General features: G+C 72.3%; 16 protein-coding genes. All 16 read right to left on the reverse strand.

Annotated features, from left to right (window positions below):
- Positions 1–9 precede the first annotated feature (9 nt).
- Positions 10–855 carry a CoA ester lyase gene (locus ABG090_RS07445; protein WP_347753802.1) on the reverse strand — a complete coding sequence of 282 codons (846 nt, stop codon included), beginning with the start codon at positions 853–855 and terminating at the stop codon, positions 10–12.
- Positions 852–2,039 (reverse strand): CoA transferase, encoded by a 1,188-nt coding sequence (locus ABG090_RS07450; protein WP_347753804.1) that lies wholly within the window; start codon positions 2,037–2,039, stop codon positions 852–854. The genes ABG090_RS07445 and ABG090_RS07450 overlap by 4 nt, the downstream gene beginning before the upstream one ends.
- Positions 2,036–4,006 (reverse strand): SUMF1/EgtB/PvdO family nonheme iron enzyme, encoded by a 1,971-nt coding sequence (locus ABG090_RS07455; RefSeq protein WP_347753805.1) that lies wholly within the window; start codon positions 4,004–4,006, stop codon positions 2,036–2,038. The genes ABG090_RS07450 and ABG090_RS07455 overlap by 4 nt, the downstream gene beginning before the upstream one ends.
- A complete protein-coding gene (locus ABG090_RS07460; RefSeq protein ID WP_347753807.1) occupies positions 4,003–5,382 on the reverse strand; it encodes an ADP-ribosylglycohydrolase family protein in 1,380 nt (459 codons plus the stop codon). Before ABG090_RS07460 ends, ABG090_RS07455 begins: the two co-directional genes overlap by 4 nt.
- Positions 5,379–6,530 carry an ADP-ribosylglycohydrolase family protein gene (locus tag ABG090_RS07465; protein WP_347753808.1) on the reverse strand — a complete coding sequence of 384 codons (1,152 nt, stop codon included), beginning with the start codon at positions 6,528–6,530 and terminating at the stop codon, positions 5,379–5,381. Before ABG090_RS07465 ends, ABG090_RS07460 begins: the two co-directional genes overlap by 4 nt.
- 73 nt (positions 6,531–6,603) lie before the next feature.
- Complete coding sequence (locus ABG090_RS07470) at positions 6,604–7,902, reverse strand: extracellular solute-binding protein (RefSeq protein WP_347753809.1); 1,299 nt, start codon at positions 7,900–7,902, stop codon at positions 6,604–6,606.
- 45 nt (positions 7,903–7,947) lie between these two features.
- Positions 7,948–8,787 (reverse strand): carbohydrate ABC transporter permease, encoded by an 840-nt coding sequence (locus tag ABG090_RS07475; RefSeq protein WP_347753810.1) that lies wholly within the window; start codon positions 8,785–8,787, stop codon positions 7,948–7,950.
- On the reverse strand, positions 8,784–9,701 hold the full coding sequence (locus ABG090_RS07480; RefSeq protein ID WP_347753812.1) for a sugar ABC transporter permease: 918 nt from the start codon (positions 9,699–9,701) through the stop codon (positions 8,784–8,786). The genes ABG090_RS07475 and ABG090_RS07480 overlap by 4 nt, the downstream gene beginning before the upstream one ends.
- Positions 9,698–10,720: a LacI family DNA-binding transcriptional regulator gene (locus tag ABG090_RS07485; RefSeq protein ID WP_347753813.1), complete on the reverse strand. Its 1,023-nt coding sequence runs from the start codon at positions 10,718–10,720 to the stop codon at positions 9,698–9,700. Before ABG090_RS07485 ends, ABG090_RS07480 begins: the two co-directional genes overlap by 4 nt.
- 174 nt (positions 10,721–10,894) lie before the next feature.
- Positions 10,895–11,278, reverse strand: a complete 384-nt coding sequence (gene rsfS / locus ABG090_RS07490) for a ribosome silencing factor (protein ID WP_347753814.1) — start codon at positions 11,276–11,278, stop codon at positions 10,895–10,897.
- A gap of 16 nt (positions 11,279–11,294) precedes the next feature.
- Positions 11,295–12,497, reverse strand: coding sequence for a hypothetical protein (locus ABG090_RS07495; RefSeq protein ID WP_347753816.1), 1,203 nt, complete (start codon positions 12,495–12,497; stop codon positions 11,295–11,297).
- Positions 12,494–13,060 carry a nicotinate-nucleotide adenylyltransferase gene (gene nadD / locus ABG090_RS07500; RefSeq protein WP_347757553.1) on the reverse strand — a complete coding sequence of 189 codons (567 nt, stop codon included), beginning with the start codon at positions 13,058–13,060 and terminating at the stop codon, positions 12,494–12,496. Before nadD ends, ABG090_RS07495 begins: the two co-directional genes overlap by 4 nt.
- A gap of 40 nt (positions 13,061–13,100) precedes the next feature.
- On the reverse strand, positions 13,101–13,280 hold the full coding sequence (locus tag ABG090_RS07505) for a hypothetical protein (RefSeq protein ID WP_347753818.1): 180 nt from the start codon (positions 13,278–13,280) through the stop codon (positions 13,101–13,103).
- A 50-nt stretch (positions 13,281–13,330) separates the two neighbouring features.
- Complete coding sequence (locus ABG090_RS07510) at positions 13,331–14,593, reverse strand: glutamate-5-semialdehyde dehydrogenase (RefSeq protein WP_347753820.1); 1,263 nt, start codon at positions 14,591–14,593, stop codon at positions 13,331–13,333.
- 38 nt (positions 14,594–14,631) lie between these two features.
- Positions 14,632–15,429 carry a glutamate 5-kinase gene (proB, locus tag ABG090_RS07515; protein WP_347753821.1) on the reverse strand — a complete coding sequence of 266 codons (798 nt, stop codon included), beginning with the start codon at positions 15,427–15,429 and terminating at the stop codon, positions 14,632–14,634.
- A complete protein-coding gene (gene obgE, locus ABG090_RS07520) occupies positions 15,426–16,958 on the reverse strand; it encodes a GTPase ObgE (protein WP_347753823.1) in 1,533 nt (510 codons plus the stop codon). Before obgE ends, proB begins: the two co-directional genes overlap by 4 nt.
- Between the last annotated feature and the right edge of the window lie 11 nt (positions 16,959–16,969).

Below are 16,969 nucleotides of genomic sequence, written 5' to 3' on the forward strand. Positions count from 1 at the left end.
CGCCGAGCGTCAGCTTCGCGCTCGATTCGCCGCGTCTGCCGCGCGCAGGATCCGTTGCGCTCGCAGGCGCATCGCCTCGTCGACCATCTGCCCGTCGGCGAGCGTCGTGACGCCGCCGTCCGCAGCGTCGAGCGCATCGAGCACGGCGTGCGCCCACGCGCGGTCAGCATCGCTGGGGGCGAACGCTTGGCGGATGACGTCGATCTGCTTCGGGTGCACGGCCGTGCGGCCGCCGAAGCCGAGCGCGGCGCCGGCACGGCAGTCCTCCTCCAGCCCAGCCGGGTCGCCGATCGCCGGGTAGACCGACATGAGCGGCGCATCGAGCCCCGCCGCGCGGACGGCGAGCACGAGCCGGATGCGCAGATGCTCCAGCATCGCGGGGCTCGACGAGCCCAGGTCGCTGCGCAGATCCGACTCCCCCAGCGCGACGGAGGCGACCGCGGGATGGGCCGCGATCGCGTCGAGGGCGGCGACACCGGCGGCGTCCTCGACGATCGCATGCAGCCGCCGGCTCGCGTCGCCGAGCTCGCCCACGATGCGGTCGAGCAGGTCGATGCCTGCCTTCGGCACCCGCAGGCCGACGTCGAAGCGCCCGGCGACGGCGAGGTCGCCGATGTCGCCGAGGCGCACCTGCAGCTGCACGGTGCTGGTCCGAAGTTGCACAGGCGCGTCCTCGTGCTGCCGTTCCCCGGCGCTGTGGTCGAGCAGGAAGCGCTCCACGGCCGCACGGGCCTCGGCCTTCCGGTCGCCCGCGACGGCATCCTCGAGGTCGAGGATCACGATGTCGGCGCCCGAGCGCATGGCCTTGTCGAATCGGTCGGGTCGATCGCCCGGCACGTACAGCGCGACGGTCATACGATGCCTCGCTCCCGCAGCGCCGCTGCCTGCTCGGCGGTGACCCCGAGCTCGGCGAGCACCGCATCGGTGTCCTCGCCGTGACGGCGGCCGGTGTGGCGCACCTGCCCGGGCGTCGCCGACATCCGGAACAGCACGTTCTGCATGCGGATCTCCCCCAACTCCGGATCATCGATCGGCAGGATCGTGCCGAGCGAGTCGTACTGCGGGTTCGCCATCACGCCGGTGATGTCGTCGACGACGCCGATGGCGGCCTCGGCGCGCCCGAACGCGGCGACCACCTCGGCGAGCGGCCGCGCCGCGATCCATCCGCCCACCGCCGCGTCGAGCTCGTCCACGTGCTCGACGCGGGTGCTGCCGGAGGCGAACCAGGGCTCGTCGATGAAGTCGGCCCTGCCGACGAGTGTCACAACGCGCTCTGCGATCGACTGCGAGGAGGTCGAGACAGCCACCCAGCGATCATCGGCCGTGCGGTAGACGTTGCGGGGCGCGTTGTTCACGGAGCGGTTGCCCACTCGCGGCTGCACCAGGCCGAGCTGGTCGTAGGCCGTGATCTGCCCGCCGAGCAGCATGAGGATCGGCTCGATGATCGCCATGTCGACCACCTGACCCTCGCCCGTGCGCTCGGCGTGACGCAGCGCGATCGCGCAGGCGTAGGCGGTGGCGAGCGCCGTGATGCCGTCGGCCAGCCCGAACGGGGGCAGGATGGGCGGCCCGTCGGGCTCGCCCGTGATCGCGGCGAAGCCGCTCATCGCCTCCGCGATCGAGCCGAAGCCCGGCTGCTGCGCGAGCGGGCCGTGCTGGCCGAAGGCCGTCACGCGCGCGATCACGAGCGCCGGGTTGACCTCGAGCAGGCGGTCGGGCGAGAGCCCCCAGCGCTCGAGCGTGCCGGGGCGGAAGTTCTCGATCAGCACGTCGGCGCCCGCGACGAGCCGCAGCAGCACCTCGGCGCCCTCGGGCTGCTTCAGGTCGAGCGTGACGGTGCGCTTGCCGCGGCCGAGCGTCTTCCACCACAGGTTCACGCCCTCCTTCGCTGGCCCGTGGCCGCGCGAGGCGTCCGGCCGGCGGGGATGCTCGACCTTGATGACGTCGGCCCCGAAGTCGCCGAGGAAGGTCGCCGCGAGCGGCCCGGCGAAGAGCGTGGAGACATCGAGCACCCGCACGCCCTCGAGCGGTCCGCTCACGATGCCTGCTCCGCATCCCAGGCGAGCCGGAAGCCGATGGCCGGGCTGCGGTCGATGCCGGTGCGCAGCCACGCGAGCGAGCGCTCGGGCGGCTGCTCGCCGCCGTCGGCGTACCAGTCGGATCCGGTGACGGCGCGGTCGCTGCCGCCCTTGAGGATCACGCGGCGGGTGATGCCGTCGGTCATCTCGCTCTCCGTCCAGTTCCAGACCCGCGGGCTGCGGCGCTCCAGCATCGCACCCGCGAGCTGCCACTCGTGGTCGGTGGGGAGTCGGGCGCCCACGGCGGCCGCGAAGGCGCGCGCCTCGTCGAGGTCGATGCCGCTGACGGGCGCGTCGGCGTCGCCGTCGCGCCGGGCGAGGCCCGCCCGATCGCACTCGGCGTTCCACTCGGCCACGCTCACCTCGCGCAGCGCGACCGCTGCGGGGCCGACCTCTGCCGTGACGGCGATCCGGCGGTCGTCGTGCAGGCGGGGCGGCAGCGGCTTCCACTCCTCCACGTAGGGCGCCTCGCCATAGAGGCCGGTCTCGCGGCGGCGCCACAGCACCGCGAGCTCGTGCGTGCCGGCAGGCACCGCCACCGCATCGTGCGGTGGCCGGGCGGTCGACTGCGGCGTCGGGATGCGCGAGGTGGCGCGAGCCGGGAAGGTCGCGTCCTGCGAGCGGTCGTCGGCGCGGGCCGCCTCCAGCAGCGGTCCGACCCAGTCGGGCCGCTCGCCGCGCACGGCGAGCACGGCGGCGATGCCGTGCGCGGGAACGACCACCTCGCCGTCGGTCGGCTCACCCCGCAGGAGATCGACCAGCGCGCCCTCGAGCGGCGCGAGGAACCGGCCGCGCACCGGCTCGTCGCCACGATTGATGAGCGTCACGAGCGTCAGGTCGCCGAGCGCCCAGGTGGTGCCGAAGACGCCGCGGTCCGCGGCCTCCGCCGTCGCGCCCGCGAGCGGCTGCCAGTCGCCGCGCTCGAGCAGCTCGTGGCAGGCGCGCTGCACGCGCGACATGGCGCGCAGGGTGGCGCGGTCACGCTCGTTCCAGCCGACCCACACGCCGAACACCGCATCCCACACCAGCACGCCCGTGCCGTTCATCCACGCGGACTGCAGCTCCTCCGCGTGCGAGCGGTTCCAGCGGCGGATGCCGTGCAGCATGTGGCGACGCTCGACGAGCCGGGCGCGCTGCACGCCGGGCGCGGTCGAGTCGGCGAACCACTGCGCCCACGACAGCACGTGGTCGCGGAGCCGCTCGTTGGGCGCACGCGACTCCCCCTCGAGCGCGAGCGGTCGGTCGCCGCCGACCGCGTCGAGGAACGCCGGGTCGGCCTGCTTCAGGGTGTCGAGGAAGACGCCCTCGGCGCCGAGCTCATCCGCGAGGCGCCGCAGCGCCTCGCCGTCCGTCAGCTCGCGGCCGGCGTCGTCGGTCTCGCGGCGCGTGCCGACATCCCACGGGTTGTAGTCGAGGAAGACGCGCACGCCGGCGGCCTTGAGGTCGGCCACGAGTGCCGCGAGCCCCGGCACCTCGCGGTACCAGTCGAACTGATTGCGGGCGTCGATGCCGATGCACGGGTAGGCGTGCCAGAGCACGAGCCCGTCGAGCCCGCCGACGCCCTCATAGGCAGCCAGCAGCCGCTCGGGCGTGAAGGTGCGCGCGCGCCAATCCCACAGCCGCTCGTCCCAGAGCCAGATCTGCGCCGCCACGCGGCATCCGGATGCCCACGGCACCCGGTCGTAGGCGGCGTCGTCGTGCGCGAGCCGGCGCCGTGCATCGACGGCCAGACGCTCGAGCTCCGCGCGCCAGGCGGGCCAGCGCGCCGGGTCGGCGGGCGCGGCGAGGATCTTCGCGATGTCGAAGTCGGCCTCTGCCAGCGGCACGCCGCCCTCGTCGGGCAGCGGCACCGCCGTCGGCAGGTCGATCGGTCGAGGGACCAGCGGGTCGATGGTGTTGGTGGGCGCCTCGTCGGGGTCGGGGATCATGCGCGCGCCTCCGCGAGGGCGAGCGTGCGCGCCGCCAGCTCATCGAAGCGGATGCCGTCGAAGCCCGCGAGCGTCGTGCGGTAGACGCCGTGGATGGGCGCAGCGAGCTCGCCAGGGATCACGCTCGTGCCGGCGGCGCCGAGCAGACCGCCGACGCTCGCGCCCACCGAATCGGTGTCCCAGCCGCCCGCGACCGCCAGACCGACGCCGCGCGAGAAGTCGCCGTGCCCGCGCAGCGCCGCGAACGCCAGCAGCGCGGTGTTGTTCAGCACGTGCACCCAGTGCAGGTGGCCGTAGGCGCGGTGCAGCTCGTCGAGGCACGCGTCGTCGTCGAGCTCGGATGCGGCGAGGTCGCGCCCGAGCCGGGCGGCCGCGGCGAGCCTGGAGTCGTGCGGCACGGCAGCGATGCCGGCATCGATCGCCGCGTCCACGCCGGCGCCGGCGATCGCGATCGAGGCGGCAGCGGCCATGAAGACCGCGCCGTGCACGCCCGCGCGGCGGTGCGTGAGGCGCGCATCCGCCACCGCGAGCCGCGCGGCGGCGCCCGGTTCGCCCGGGTGGGCCCAACCATAGGCGTCGGTGCGGATGAGCGCGCCGATCCAGTCGACGAACGGGTTGCCGCGCTCGGCGGCGATGTGCGGCTCGTCGCCGGCGAGCAGGTTGCGGTAGGCGATGCGCTCGGCGGTGAAGACCCGCCCGGCGGGCAGCTGCTCGAGCCACAGCTGCGCGATCGCCGCGGTGTCGACCGCGCGCCCGCCAGCGGAGCGCGCGCGCTCCTGGGCGACCAGTGCGAGCACCGCGAAGTTCAGGTCGTCGTCCTCCGGCATGCCGTCGATGACGCCGTCGAGGCTGGTCGGGCGTGACCGACGGTTCCACGGCCAGCGCTCGGCGACTGCGGGGTCGAGCCCGGCCTCCGTGAAGTAGCCGCGGATGGGCCAGCGCCCGGTGGATTCGGCGATCGCGCGGATGCCCTCCCGCGGGATCTTCTCGACCGGCTTGCCGATGAGGCAGCCGATCGCTCGCCCGAGCCACGCGCCGCGCAGCCGATCCTCCAGCCCGGCGGCGACCTGCGTGCGAGGCAACTCGAGCGCCATGGTCTCCAGCGCATCCGGCTCGGCGGCGAGCAGCGCGGCGGGCCGCGGCAGCAGCGTCGCCGCGGCGGTGACGCGCGCCGCGACCGCGCGCAGCTCGGCGTCGGCCGGGTGCGGGGTGGCGCCGTTCACGGGTGCGTCGAGGCTGCCGCCGGCCGCGGTCAGCTCGGCCTCGAGCTCGCGCACGTCGAGGCCGTCGAGGCGTGCCGCGGCGAGCGCGTGCGCGGCCAGATCCTCCGGCTGGGTCCAGCTCAGTCGCAGCATCGGCTGGGCGGTGCCTGTCACCGGTCGAGACCGAGGGCCGCGACCGCGCTGCTGCGGGCTGCGTGGCGCTCGGCGTCCGCCGACCAGACTGCTGCGGCGACGTCGGCGATCACTGCGCCCGGGGCCCGCAGGTCGAGGCGGGAGGCCTCGCCCACGGCGTCGATCCATTCCGCCGGCACCGCGTCGGGCCCGCCCAGCGCGCCGGCGATGGTGCCCGCCATGACCGCGATCGAGTCGGAGTCCCTGCCGTAGTTGACCGCACCGAGCACCGCCTCGCGGTAGTCGCCGTCGCAGGCGGCTAGCAGGCCGAGCGCCACCGGCAGCTCCTCGATCGCCTTCGTGCGGCTCGGCAGCCGCGCATCCATCGCCGGCTGCCGATACGTCTCGCCGACCGTGTCGTACGGGCGTACGGCGTCGCGCAGCGCGGCGAGCCCGCCGTCGCGCCATCCGTCCAGCCGCCGGCCGGCCTCGACCGTCGCCTCGACCGCGGCGCGGGTGCCGTCGCGGGCGAGCCCGATGGCGGCGTCGAGCACGCCGTCGATCGTCGCGCCGGGAGCGGCGGCGGCGGCGACCGCGGCCGCGAAGACGCCCGCGGCCTCCCTGCCGTAGCTCGACTGGTGCGCGCCGGCGATGTCGATCGCCTCCGCGTAGGCGCCCTGCGCATCCCCCGCGTTGACGAGGCCCACGGGCCCCATGTACATGGTGGCGCCGCAGTTGACGACATTGCCGACGCCTGCCTCGCGGGGGTCGATGTGGCCGTAGTGCAGGCGCGCGACGAGCCACTTCTCGGCGAGGAAGACGCGGTGGAGCGGCAGCGCCTCGGCCTCGAGCTCCGGGATCCACTGCACCTCACCGATCATCCTGGGCACCAGGTGCTCGGCGATGTCGTGTGCCGTGAGGTGGCGTCGCACGTGCGCGTAGACGTCGACCAGCAGGTTCGTCATCAGGGTGTCGTCCGTGACGTGCCCGTCGCCCTTGTGGTACGGCGCGATAGGTCTGGCGTGGCGCCAGTCGTCCAGGAACGGCCCGACGATCCCCTCGATCGTGCCCCCGTAGCGCTGCTGGATGGCTTCGGGCGTGTTGCCCTCGGCTGCGCCGCCGAGTGCGTCGCCGACGGCGGCGCCTGCGAGGGCTGCGGTCGCGACATCCTGGAATGCTGCGGCGTTCATGTCTCTCCGATCGATGGGTGCGGATGCGCCGGGCGGCCGGGCAGGGACTGCTGCCCCTGCCCGGCCGGGGTGACTACTGGATCGATTCCCAGCCCTCGGTCAACTGGGCTTCCAGCTCCTCGAGGCTGATGGAGTCGGCGAGGTACTGCTGGAACGCAGGGGTCGCGTACTGGTCCTTCCACTGCGGGTAGTTGACCGCGAGCTGGAACGGCGCTGCCTCGAGCACCTCGCCGGAGACGAGCATCTCGGTCCAGCCGGTCTGGCCCTCGGTCGCCTCGGCGAGCGCGTCGCGAGCCGCGCCGGTCGCGGGGATCAGCGCGTCGCCCTGACCCACGGTCGCGAGGTGCTCTGCCTGCATGTAGTAGTTGATGAACTCGGCTGCGCGGTCGACGTACTGCGAGTCGGCCGAGACCGAGAGCGTCTGCGGCGACGTGCCCTGTGCGGCGCTGTCGCTGCCTGCCAGCGGCGGCAGCACGGTCCACTCGAAGCCCTCGGGCGCGGTGTCGGCGATCTGCTGCGCGAGGTACGAGCCGCCGATGTACATGCCGTAGGTGCCACCCAGGAAGCCCGGGAGCACGTCGCCGCCCGACTGCGTGAGCGTGATCGGGTCGAGCGACTCATCCTCGTAGGCCATCGCGTGGACGGTCTGCGGCAGCGCGAGCTCCTCCTCGCCGATGTCGATGGTGGCCTCGCCGTCCTCGTCGACCTCGAAGTAGGTGCCGTCCTCGCCGAGGGCGAGGTTCATGAACGGCGCCGTGGGCGACTTCAGGCCCCAGCCGAGCCCGTAGGTGTCGTCAGCCGTGAGCTCTTGCGCGATCGCACGCAGGTCCTCCCAGGCGAGCGACTCGCCGGAGGGCACCTCGACGCCCGCTTCCTCGAACGCGCCGGTGTTGGCGAACGCCACGTAGGACTGCATGAGCGTCGGTGCTCCGAAGATCTCGTCGTTCGCCGAGACCGCGGTCCAGATGCCGTCGGCCACGTCGCCGCGGATCTCGTCGCTGAGATACGGCGTCAGGTCGGCGAGGTAGCCGTCGTGCGCGAAGCCGGCCATGTCGGAGGCCTCGTTATGGATGATGTCGGGTGCGTCGCCGCCCTGGAACTGCGTCACGAGCTGGTCGTGCACGTTGTCCCAGGAGCCCTGCACGAGGTCGATCTGCGTCTCGGGGTGCTCCTCGTTCCACGACGAGACGATCTCCTCGGTCGCGGCGATGGTGGCGTCCTGGAACGCGAGCGACTGGAAGGTGAGCGTCACCTCTTCCATGGGGTCGGTGGTTTCGGTGGCCGCGGGTGCCGAGCCGCCGCCGAAGGCGCAGCCGGTGAGCAGCAGGCCACCCGCTGCGAGCGCCAGAGCGGCGCGGGATGTGCGGTGCATGAGATCTCCTTGGGTGATGGGGGTGAGGGTGGGTTGGGTGGTCGGTCAGCCCTTGACGGCGCCAGAGAGCAGGCCCGACGTGAGGCGTCGTTGGATCAGGGCGAAGAAGAACAGGCTCGGGATGGCTGCCAGCAGCGAGGCCGCGGCGAGCTGCCCCAGCTGCACCTGGCCCTCCGCGCCCACGAACAGCGCAAGCCGTTGCGGCAGCGTCTGCAGCGCCTCGTCCTTGATCAGCACGAGGGCGAAGAAGAACTCATTCCAGGCGCCGATGAAGGCGAAGAGGCTGGTGGCGACGAGGCCGGGCGCGAGCAGCGGCAGCACGATCGAGACGAGCACGCGCCACTTGGGCGCGCCGTCCATGGCGCCCGCCTCCTCGAGGTCGACCGGGATCGAGGCGACGTAGCCCTGCAGCATCCAGAGCGCGAACGGCAGCGACCAGACGACGTAGACCACCACGAGCCCGCCGAGCGAGTTGCCGAGGCCGAGCGGCTGCAGCATCAGGTAGAGCGGGATGATGATGAGGATGAAGGGGAACACCTGCGAGAGCAGGATCCAGCCGGTGGCGAGCTTGCGCAGCCGCGTGCGGAAGCGGGCCAGGGCGTAGGCGGCCGGCAGCGAGATCACGGTGACGATGAGCGTGGTCGTGAGCGCCACGAGCAGGCTGTTGCCCGCCGCCTGCACCAGGTTGGCCCGGTCGATGGCAGCGACGAAGTTGTCGAGGTTCCACTGCGCGGGCAGCAGCTGCGGATCGGGCGACTGCAGCTCGCGCTGCGTCTTGAACGCGGTCGTGAACAGGAACAGCAGCGGGAACGCCAGGAAGATCATGAACAGCGTCACGGCGACGTACTGCAGGGCTCGGCCGAGCCGGAAGGTGCGCTTCGTCATGACTCACTTCCCCTCGCCTGCGCGCGCAGATAGAAGAAGAGGAAGAACGCGATGACGATCACGATGACGTTGCCCATGGCGCTCGCGAGCCCGAAGTTGCCGTAGCGGAACGCCTCGTTGTAGGCGAAGAGCATCGGCAGCATCGTGCCCCAGGCCCCGGCGGTCAGCACATAGACCAGCGCGAACGAGTTGAAGTTGTTGATGAAGTCGAGCGTGGTGATCGCGATGATGACCGGCTTGATCGCCGGCAGCGTCACCGAGAAGAACCGCTGCCAGGTGCCTGCACCGTCGATCTGCGCCGCCTCGTGCAGCTCGGCGTTCACGCCCTGGAGCCCGGCGAGCAGCGTGATGGTCGTCTGCGGCATGCCCGCCCAGACGCCCACCACGATCGCGGCCGGCAGCGCCGTCGAGGCCTGGCCGAGCCAGTTGATGGAGTCGGGCAGGCCGACCGCGCCCAAGCCGCCGTTCACGGCCCCGTAGGTCGGGTGCAGCATGAGCCGCCACATGATCGCGATGATCACCGGCGGCATGGCCCACGGGATGAGCGCGAGGGTGCGCGCCACGCCCTGGCCCCACAGGTTGGCGTTCAGCAGCAGCGCGAGCGAGAGCGAGGCGACGAACTGGATGATCGTCACCGAGAACGCCCAGATCAGCCCGATCCCGAACGAGTTCCAGAACAGGTCGTAGCCCGCCAGGTCGACGTAGTTCTGCAGCCCGTTGAACTCGGTGACGGCATTGCGTCCGGCGGTCGCGTTCGTGAAGCCCAGCACGATGCCCTGCATGAGCGGCCAGACGCTGAACATCAGGATCGGCAGCATCGCCGGCAGGAAGAGCAGCCAGGCGCCCCGCTCCTGGGAGATCCTGCGCCGCTTGCCGAGCTTCCGCTCGGCGACGGTCACATCGACGGGCGTCATCCGCGCACCTTCCGGGTTGTGGACTCGCGCACCGCGAGCCGGGGTTCGACGATCGCGTGCGTCGTCGCGGTGCGGTCGCCGCCGATCGCGGCGAGCAGCTGCTGCGCGGCGAGCGTGCCGCGGGCCTCAGCGCCGAGGTCGACGCTCGTCAGGCTGGGGATCGCGATCTCCGCGAGCTCGGTGTTGTCCATGCCGACCACCAGGCACTCGTCGGGCACCGCGATGCCGCGGTCTGCCAGCACGCGCAGGGCGGCGAACGCGATGAGGTCGTTCGCCGCGACGATCGCGTCGATCGCGGGCGCACCGGAGAGGCGCTCGAGGAGGGTGTGCACCGCCGGCAGCGCCGCCGCGTGCGTGAAGTCGTCGGCCGCGATCTCGAGGTCGGGGTCGACCGGCAGCGCCGCGGCGGCGAGCGCCGAGCGGTAGCCCTCAAGGCGGAGCCGCCCGGGCGTCGTGTCGACCGGGCCGTTGACGAATGCGATCCGCCTGGCGCCCTGCTCGATCAGGTGGTCGATCGCGAGCCCGACGCCGGCGCGCGAATCCGCGCCCACGGCACCATGCGCGGCGGTCGCGGGCAGCGTCCCGATCACGACGACCGGCACCCGCGACTGCGCGAGCGCCTCGAGCACCTGCGGCTCGGGGCGCAGCGGCACGACGATGAGGCCGTCGACCGTGCTCGGGTCGAAGCGCTGGATGGCCGCCGCCACCGCCGACGCGTCCTGCGCCTGCGCCACGAGCAGCTGGCGCTCGTCACCCGCGAGCTCGTGCTGCACCGCGCTCGTCATCCGCGCGTAGACGGGGTTGGCGGCATCCGGCACGATCATCGCGATCTGCCCGGTGCGACCGGCCTGCAGCGCCCTGGCGACCGCGTTCGGTCGGTAGCCGAGCTCGGCGGCGACGGCGCGCACGCGCTCGGCGGTGGCCGGGGATGCGCCCTCGCCGTGCAGCGCTCGGCTGGCCGTGGCGATGGAGACGCCGGCACGCTCGGCGACGGCTGCGATCGTGGGGCTGCTCGCCATCACTGCTCCGCCCTGAGCGCCATCGCCCATTGAGTCGTACCGGTCCGAGTGAAATGGAAACGTTTCCAAAGCACGTAGCAGAGACTCTAGGCGCTCACCCGACGTGAGCGCAAGCCGAGACGGCGGCGCGCGTGCGCGCCACCGAGCGGGCCGCCCCGGGCGGCCCGTGCTCGCCTATTCGGCGTCGGGCGCGGCGTGCTCCGGCAGCTGCAGGTCGATGACCGCAGCATCGCGCCAGAGGCGCTCGAGCTGGTAGTAGGTGCGCTCCTCCTCGTGGAAGACGTGCACCACGATGTCGGAGAAGTCGAGCAGCACCCAGCGGCCGTCAGCACGACCCTCGCGGCGCACCGGCTTCGCACCCTCCGGCAGCAGCGCATCCTCGATCTCGCGCGCGATGGCGCTGACCTGCCGCTCGTTGCGGCCGGTCACGACCAGGAAGACATCGGTCAGCGGCAGCTGGCCAGAGACATCCAGACCCACCTGGTCGGTGCCGAGTGCCTTGTCTGCCGCACGTGCTGCAGCGCGCGCGAGCGCGATCGCCTTGTCGTCCGCGCTCATCGCGCACCTCCCGAGATCAGAGCCAGCCCTGCGAGAGTGCGAGAGCCAGGAAGCCCGCGACCGCGACCGCAACACCGCCAGCGCCGACGCCGATGGCCACAGGCCAGACGTTCGAGCGCTGCTTCTTCGGCGCGATCTGCACGCGAGCATTTGCATACGACGACACTGCCTTGGAGGCGCGCACCGGCGCCGTCTCCGGGCTCGACACCTCGCCCTCGGCAACATCGGAGTCAACATCGTTGCCGTCGATCGAGACACTGCCGCGGCCGGACGAGGCGAAGCCCTCCGGCACGTCGATCGACCCGGTCACGAGCAGCCCGTCATCGCCCTCGAGCGTGAAGTCGGGGCTCTCGCTGCCGGCGGGCAGCACGAGCGCATTCGCCGTGATCGACGAGCCAGAGCCGCTGCCCTTTCCCGCGACGCCCTGCTCGCGCAGGTCGGCGATGTGGTGCTCGGAGGTGTCGGAGACGACGTTGACGATGACGGGGAGGCGCTGGGACCTGCCGCGGCTGGGGCCGCTGACGACGGCGTCGTCGGCTTCCTCCTGCGCCAGGCGGCGATCCTCGAGCTGGGCGGGGGTGACCTCGGCGACGCGGCGCGAGGAGACTCGCGGCTGCGCGACGATCACCTCGTCGATCTCGACGTCATCGACCTCGGCGTCGTCGACGGTGTCGAGACCCTGCACGTCGTCGATGTGCGCGCTCGAACGGCGCGCGGATGAGGGGGCCGGAACGGCGGAGCCACCGGTCGGCGCGCTGCCGTGCGGTTCGGCGATCTCGGCCTGGATGGCGTCGGCAGCATCGGCGGAGTCGGCATCCACCTTCTGGACGTCGACCTGCTCCATGGCGACGGTCTCGGCGGGCTCCTGCGCGGCGTCGGGCGCGGGAGCGTCACCGGCCTCCGACTTCTTCTTGCGACCGAAGAAGCGCCCGATGGGCTTCGAGGGCTGCGGATCCTTGGGGGGCGCCGGCGTCGCGACCGGCTCCTCAGTGCCCGATTCCTCAGAGACCAGCTCCGCCTCGAGGACGTCGCCGCTCTCGGGTGCTGCGGGCACGCTGGGCGTGGAGTGGCGGCCGAGCTGTGCGGGCTCGTCGTCTCCGGCGCGCTGCTCTGCATCCGGCTCGGGCGTGGAGTCGCCGTTGGCTGCGAGCTCTGCCGCGCGTTCGCGCGCGCGAAGCTCGCGCCGCGTCAGCGGGCGCTCTCCGTTCACGTCACTCATGCAGTCAGTCTCCGGTACAGGTCGTGCTTGCTGATGTATTGAACCACCCCGTCGGGCACGAGGTACCAGACGGGATAGCCAGCGCGGACTCGCGCGCGGCAATCAGTCGAGGATATCGCAAGCGCGGGGATCTCCAGCAGAGAGACGCGCTCTTTCGGGTAATCCGCGATCTCGAGCTGGTGGCCGGGGCGCGTGACGGCCACGAAGTGCGCGAGCTCCCAGAGCTCCTGCACGTCCTTCCATTCGACGATGGAGGCGAAGGCATCGGCGCCGGTGATGAAGAACAGGTCGGCGTCCGGATGCTGCGCGCGCATGTCGCGCAGGGTGTCGATCGTGAACGTCGGGCCGTCGCGATCGACGTCGACCCTGCTGACGGTGAACTGCGGGTTAGACGCCGTGGCGACCACCGTCATCAGGTAGCGATCCTCGCTCGGCGAGACATCCCGCTTCTGGTACGGCTCACCGGTCGGGACGAACACGACCTCGTCGAGGCCGAAGTGCTGCGCGACCTCGCTGGCAGCCACCAGGTGGCCGTGGTGAATGGGGTCGAAGGTGCCGCCCATGACGCCGAGGCGGCGCCGGCGCTCCGGCACGGCGGGTGCGTCAGTGACGATCGGCACCCGGTGCGAACGGGTCGGCGCTGCGGTGCGAGACGTCGCGGAAGGAGCGCAGCACGATGGCCGAGATGATGAACACGGCAGCGGTGATGCCGGCAGCGATGTACGGCGTGACGTGGGTCTCGCCGGATTCGGCAGCGGCGGTCGCGAGCTCAAGCAGGGTCATGGATGCCTCCGATCAGCGTCCAGCCTAGCGCGGCGCGCGCCGATCGCCGTTCATGGACGCACCTGTCCGGAGCCCCGCACGATCCACTTGGTGCTCGTCAGCTCCGGCAGCCCCATGGGGCCCCGCGCGTGCGCCTTCTGGGTCGAGATGCCGACCTCCGCGCCGAAGCCGAACTCGCCGCCATCGGTGAAGCGAGTCGAGGCGTTGTGCATGACGACCGCGGAGTCAACCTCGGCGAGGAACCGGCCCGCGGCATCCGCATCCTCCGTCACGATCGTGTCGGTGTGATGCGTGCCGTAGCGGTTCACGTGCTCGATGGCAGCGTCCAGGTCGTCGACGACGCCGATGGCGATGTCCATCGAGAGGTGCTCGGTCGCCCAGCCGCCGTGGCCGAGCGGCGCGGCGCCCTCGACGCCCGGCAGTGGGCGGTCGGCGTGCACGGTGACGCCGGCGGTCTGCAGCGCGGTCGCGAGCGCGGGGACGGCCTCCTCCGCGATGTCGCGGTGCACGAGCAGCGTCTCGAGCGAGTTGCAGACGCTGATGCGCTGGGTCTTGGCGTTCAGCACGATCTCGGTCGCCATCGACAGGTCGGCGGCCCGGTCGACGAACGCGTGCACGATGCCGGCGCCGGTCTCGATGACCGGCACGGTCGATTCGGTGACGACCCGCTCGATGAGCGATGCGCTCCCCCTCGGCACGAGCAGGTCCACCAGGCCCCTGGCACGCATGAGGCGCCCTGCGCCATCCCGGCCATAGGGGTCGATGGTCTGCACGGCCGCGCGCGGCAGCCCTTCGGCCTCGAGCGCGCCCTGCATCGTCGCGACCAGCACCGCGTTGGTGCGCTCGGCGGCCGAGCCGCCACGCAGCACGACCGCGTTGCCGGAGCCGAGCGCGATGCACGCGAGGTCGACCGTGACGTTGGGGCGTGCCTCGTAGATCACGCCGATCACGCCGAACGGCACGCGCACCTGCGTCAGGTCGAGCCCGTTCGGCAGCGTGCGCTGCCGCAGCACCTCGCCCACCGGGTCGGGCAGCGAGGCGAGCTGGCGGGCCGCGGCGGCCAGACCGGCGATGCGCGCATCGTCGAGCAGCAGCCGGTCGAGCAGGCCGGCGTCGAGGCCGGATTCCCGGCCGCGCTCGAGATCCTGCTCGTTCGCCGCGCGGATCTCTGCGCCCGCCGACTCGATCGCGCCCGCGATGGCGGTGATCGCGGCGTGCCGCTGCGCTGCCGGCGCGACGCCGAGCGTGCGCGAGGCGCGCTGCGAAGCGTCGAGCAGCGCGTCGAAGCCGTCACGGGTGTCGGTCTCTGCCATGGCTCGATCCTACGAGGCGGCGGATGCGCCCCGGACGCTCAGCGCTCGTCGTCGGGCTCTGCCGCGGGAGCGGGATTGGGCTCGAACTCGGTGCCGAGCCGCTCCCCCGCCACGAGCCGCTCGAGCAGCGGCGTCGCGGTGACCGTGACGCGCACGCCGGCGTCGGCGGCGAGCCTGGCGGCATCCACCTTCGTCATCGCGCCGCCGGAGCCGATGTGCGAGCCGCTCGCGCCGAGCCGCACGCCCTCGAGCGGGTCGCCGAAGGGCACCGAGTGGATCGGCTCGGAACCGGGCTCGCCGGGCGGGGCGGTGCGCAGCGCCGGGATGTCGGAGAGCAGGATGAGGCGGTCGGCTCGCATGAGCTTCGCGACCAGGGCCGCGAGGCGATCGTTGTCGCCGAAGCGGATCTCGTGCGTCGCGACGGTGTCGTTCTCGTTGATGATCGGCAGCATCCGCAGCTCGAGCAGGCGTCGCAGGGCGTTCCTCGCGTTGACGCGGTGCGAGTCGAGATCCATGTCGGATGCCGTCAGCAGGATCTGCGCCGCCGTGACCTCGTGCCGCGAGAGGCCGCGCTGGTAGCGGTTCATGAGCACGTTCTGGCCCACCGCTGCCGCCGCCTGCTGCATCGGCAGGTCGACCGGACGGTCGTCGAGCCCGAGGAACGGCATGCCGGTCGAGATCGCACCCGACGAGACGAGGACGACGCGGCAGGTGCGGTGCAGGCTCGCGAGGGCGTCGACGAGCGGCTCGATCTGCGCGCGGCGCTCCCCCGAGATCGATGACGAGCCGACCTTGACGACGATGAGCTCGCCCGCGGCGGGGTCGAGCGAGGTCACGCCTCGTCGTCCCAGCGCTGCACGTCGACGCCCTCGTCGTCGGCGGCGGCGCGGCCGTCGCGCTCCTGCACGAGCCCGTCGCGAGCCGCCTGCTTCGCATCCATGAGGCGGCGGTACTGCTCGCGGCGCTCCGGCGTGGTGCGGCGGTCGTTGCGATCCAGCCGCGGGTCGGTGCCACGGTTGCCCACCAGCTCGGCGCCGGAGGCGACCGTCGGCTCCCAGTCGAAGACGATGCCGGCGCCGGGGCCGATCACGACGGTCGCGCCGGCGACCGCGCCGGCCTTGAGCAGCGCTTCCTCGGTGCCGAGCTTCGCGAGCCGGTCGGCGAGGTAGCCGACTGCCTCGTCGTTGCGGAAGTCGGTCTGCTGCACCCAGCGCTCCGGCTTGGCGCCCAGGATCCGGAACAGCGGGCCGGCGTGCGTGCCCTCGACTTTGATGGTGAAGTCGGCGTCGTCGACCGCGCGCGGTCGCAGCACGATGCGCTCCGGCACCGGGTCAGCGGCCTTGGCGAGCCGGTCGGCCTCGACGATCTCGGCAAGCGCGAACGACAGCTCGCGCAGGCCCTTCTGGGCGACCGTGGAGATCTCGAAGACCCGGAATCCGAGCGCTTCGATGTCCTCGCGCACGAATGCGGCGAGCTCCGCCGCCTCCGGCACGTCGATCTTGTTGAGGGCGACGAGCTGCTGGCGCTCCAGCAGCGGCGGCTGCCCCTCGGGCACCGGGTACGCGGCGAGCTCGGCCAGGATGACCTGCAGGTCGCTCACCGGGTCGCGGCCCGCCTCGAGCGTCGCGCAGTCGATGACGTGCAGCAGCGCCGAGCAGCGCTCGACGTGCCGCAGGAACTCGAGCCCAAGGCCCTTGCCCTCGCTGGCGCCCTCGATGAGGCCCGGCACGTCGGCGATCGTGTAGCGGGTCTGCCCCGACTCGACCACGCCGAGGTTGGGGTGCAGCGTCGTGAACGGGTAGTCGGCGATCTTCGGGCGTGCGGCGGACATCGCGGCGACCAGGCTCGACTTGCCGGCGCTCGGGAAGCCCACCAGTGCGACATCCGCGACCGTCTTCAGCTCGAGCGTGACGTCGTGCTCATGGCCCTCGGTGCCCAGCAGCGCGAATCCCGGCGCCTTGCGCTGCTTGTTCGCCAGCGCGGAGTTGCCGAGGCCGCCCTGGCCGCCCTCGGCGACCACGACCCGCATGCCCGGGTGGGTGAGGTCGGCGAGCTGCTCGCCATCGGCATCGCGCACCACGGTGCCGACCGGCACGGGCAGCTCGAGGTCGGCGCCCTTGGTGCCGGAGCGGTTGTCGCCCATGCCGGGCTGACCGTTCTCGCTCGCGCGGTGCGGCGAGCGGTGGTACCCGAGCAGCGTCGTGACCTGCGGGTCGGCGACGAGCACGATGTCGCCGGCGTCGCCGCCGTTGCCGCCGTCAGGGCCGCCGAGCGGCTTGAACTTCTCGCGGTGCACGGAGACGCAGCCGTGACCGCCGTTGCCTGCACGCAGGTGCAGCGTCACCTGATCGACGAAGGTGGCCATGGATGTCTCCT

It is taken from the genome of Agrococcus sp. ProA11 (assembly GCF_039880525.1).
Taxonomy (GTDB): domain Bacteria; phylum Actinomycetota; class Actinomycetes; order Actinomycetales; family Microbacteriaceae; genus Agrococcus; species Agrococcus chionoecetis.

What these genes read in the sequence shown, in the direction of transcription:
- ABG090_RS07505 (WP_347753818.1), bottom strand. Translation starts at nt 13,280, where the DNA reads ATGACCCTGCTTGAGCTCGCGACCGCCGCTGCCGAATCCGGCGAGACC.
- ABG090_RS07465 (WP_347753808.1), bottom strand. Translation starts at nt 6,530, where the DNA reads ATGAACGCCGCAGCATTCCAGGATGTCGCGACCGCAGCCCTCGCAGGC.
- rsfS (WP_347753814.1), bottom strand. Translation starts at nt 11,278, where the DNA reads ATGAGCGCGGACGACAAGGCGATCGCGCTCGCGCGCGCTGCAGCACGT.
- ABG090_RS07495 (WP_347753816.1), bottom strand. Translation starts at nt 12,497, where the DNA reads ATGAGTGACGTGAACGGAGAGCGCCCGCTGACGCGGCGCGAGCTTCGC.
- ABG090_RS07455 (WP_347753805.1), bottom strand. Translation starts at nt 4,006, where the DNA reads ATGATCCCCGACCCCGACGAGGCGCCCACCAACACCATCGACCCGCTG.
- ABG090_RS07480 (WP_347753812.1), bottom strand. Translation starts at nt 9,701, where the DNA reads ATGACGCCCGTCGATGTGACCGTCGCCGAGCGGAAGCTCGGCAAGCGG.
- ABG090_RS07510 (WP_347753820.1), bottom strand. Translation starts at nt 14,593, where the DNA reads ATGGCAGAGACCGACACCCGTGACGGCTTCGACGCGCTGCTCGACGCT.
- ABG090_RS07485 (WP_347753813.1), bottom strand. Translation starts at nt 10,720, where the DNA reads ATGGCGAGCAGCCCCACGATCGCAGCCGTCGCCGAGCGTGCCGGCGTC.
- obgE (WP_347753823.1), bottom strand. Translation starts at nt 16,958, where the DNA reads ATGGCCACCTTCGTCGATCAGGTGACGCTGCACCTGCGTGCAGGCAAC.
- ABG090_RS07445 (WP_347753802.1), bottom strand. Translation starts at nt 855, where the DNA reads ATGACCGTCGCGCTGTACGTGCCGGGCGATCGACCCGACCGATTCGAC.
- nadD (WP_347757553.1), bottom strand. Translation starts at nt 13,060, where the DNA reads ATGGGCGGCACCTTCGACCCCATTCACCACGGCCACCTGGTGGCTGCC.
- ABG090_RS07470 (WP_347753809.1), bottom strand. Translation starts at nt 7,902, where the DNA reads ATGCACCGCACATCCCGCGCCGCTCTGGCGCTCGCAGCGGGTGGCCTG.
- ABG090_RS07475 (WP_347753810.1), bottom strand. Translation starts at nt 8,787, where the DNA reads ATGACGAAGCGCACCTTCCGGCTCGGCCGAGCCCTGCAGTACGTCGCC.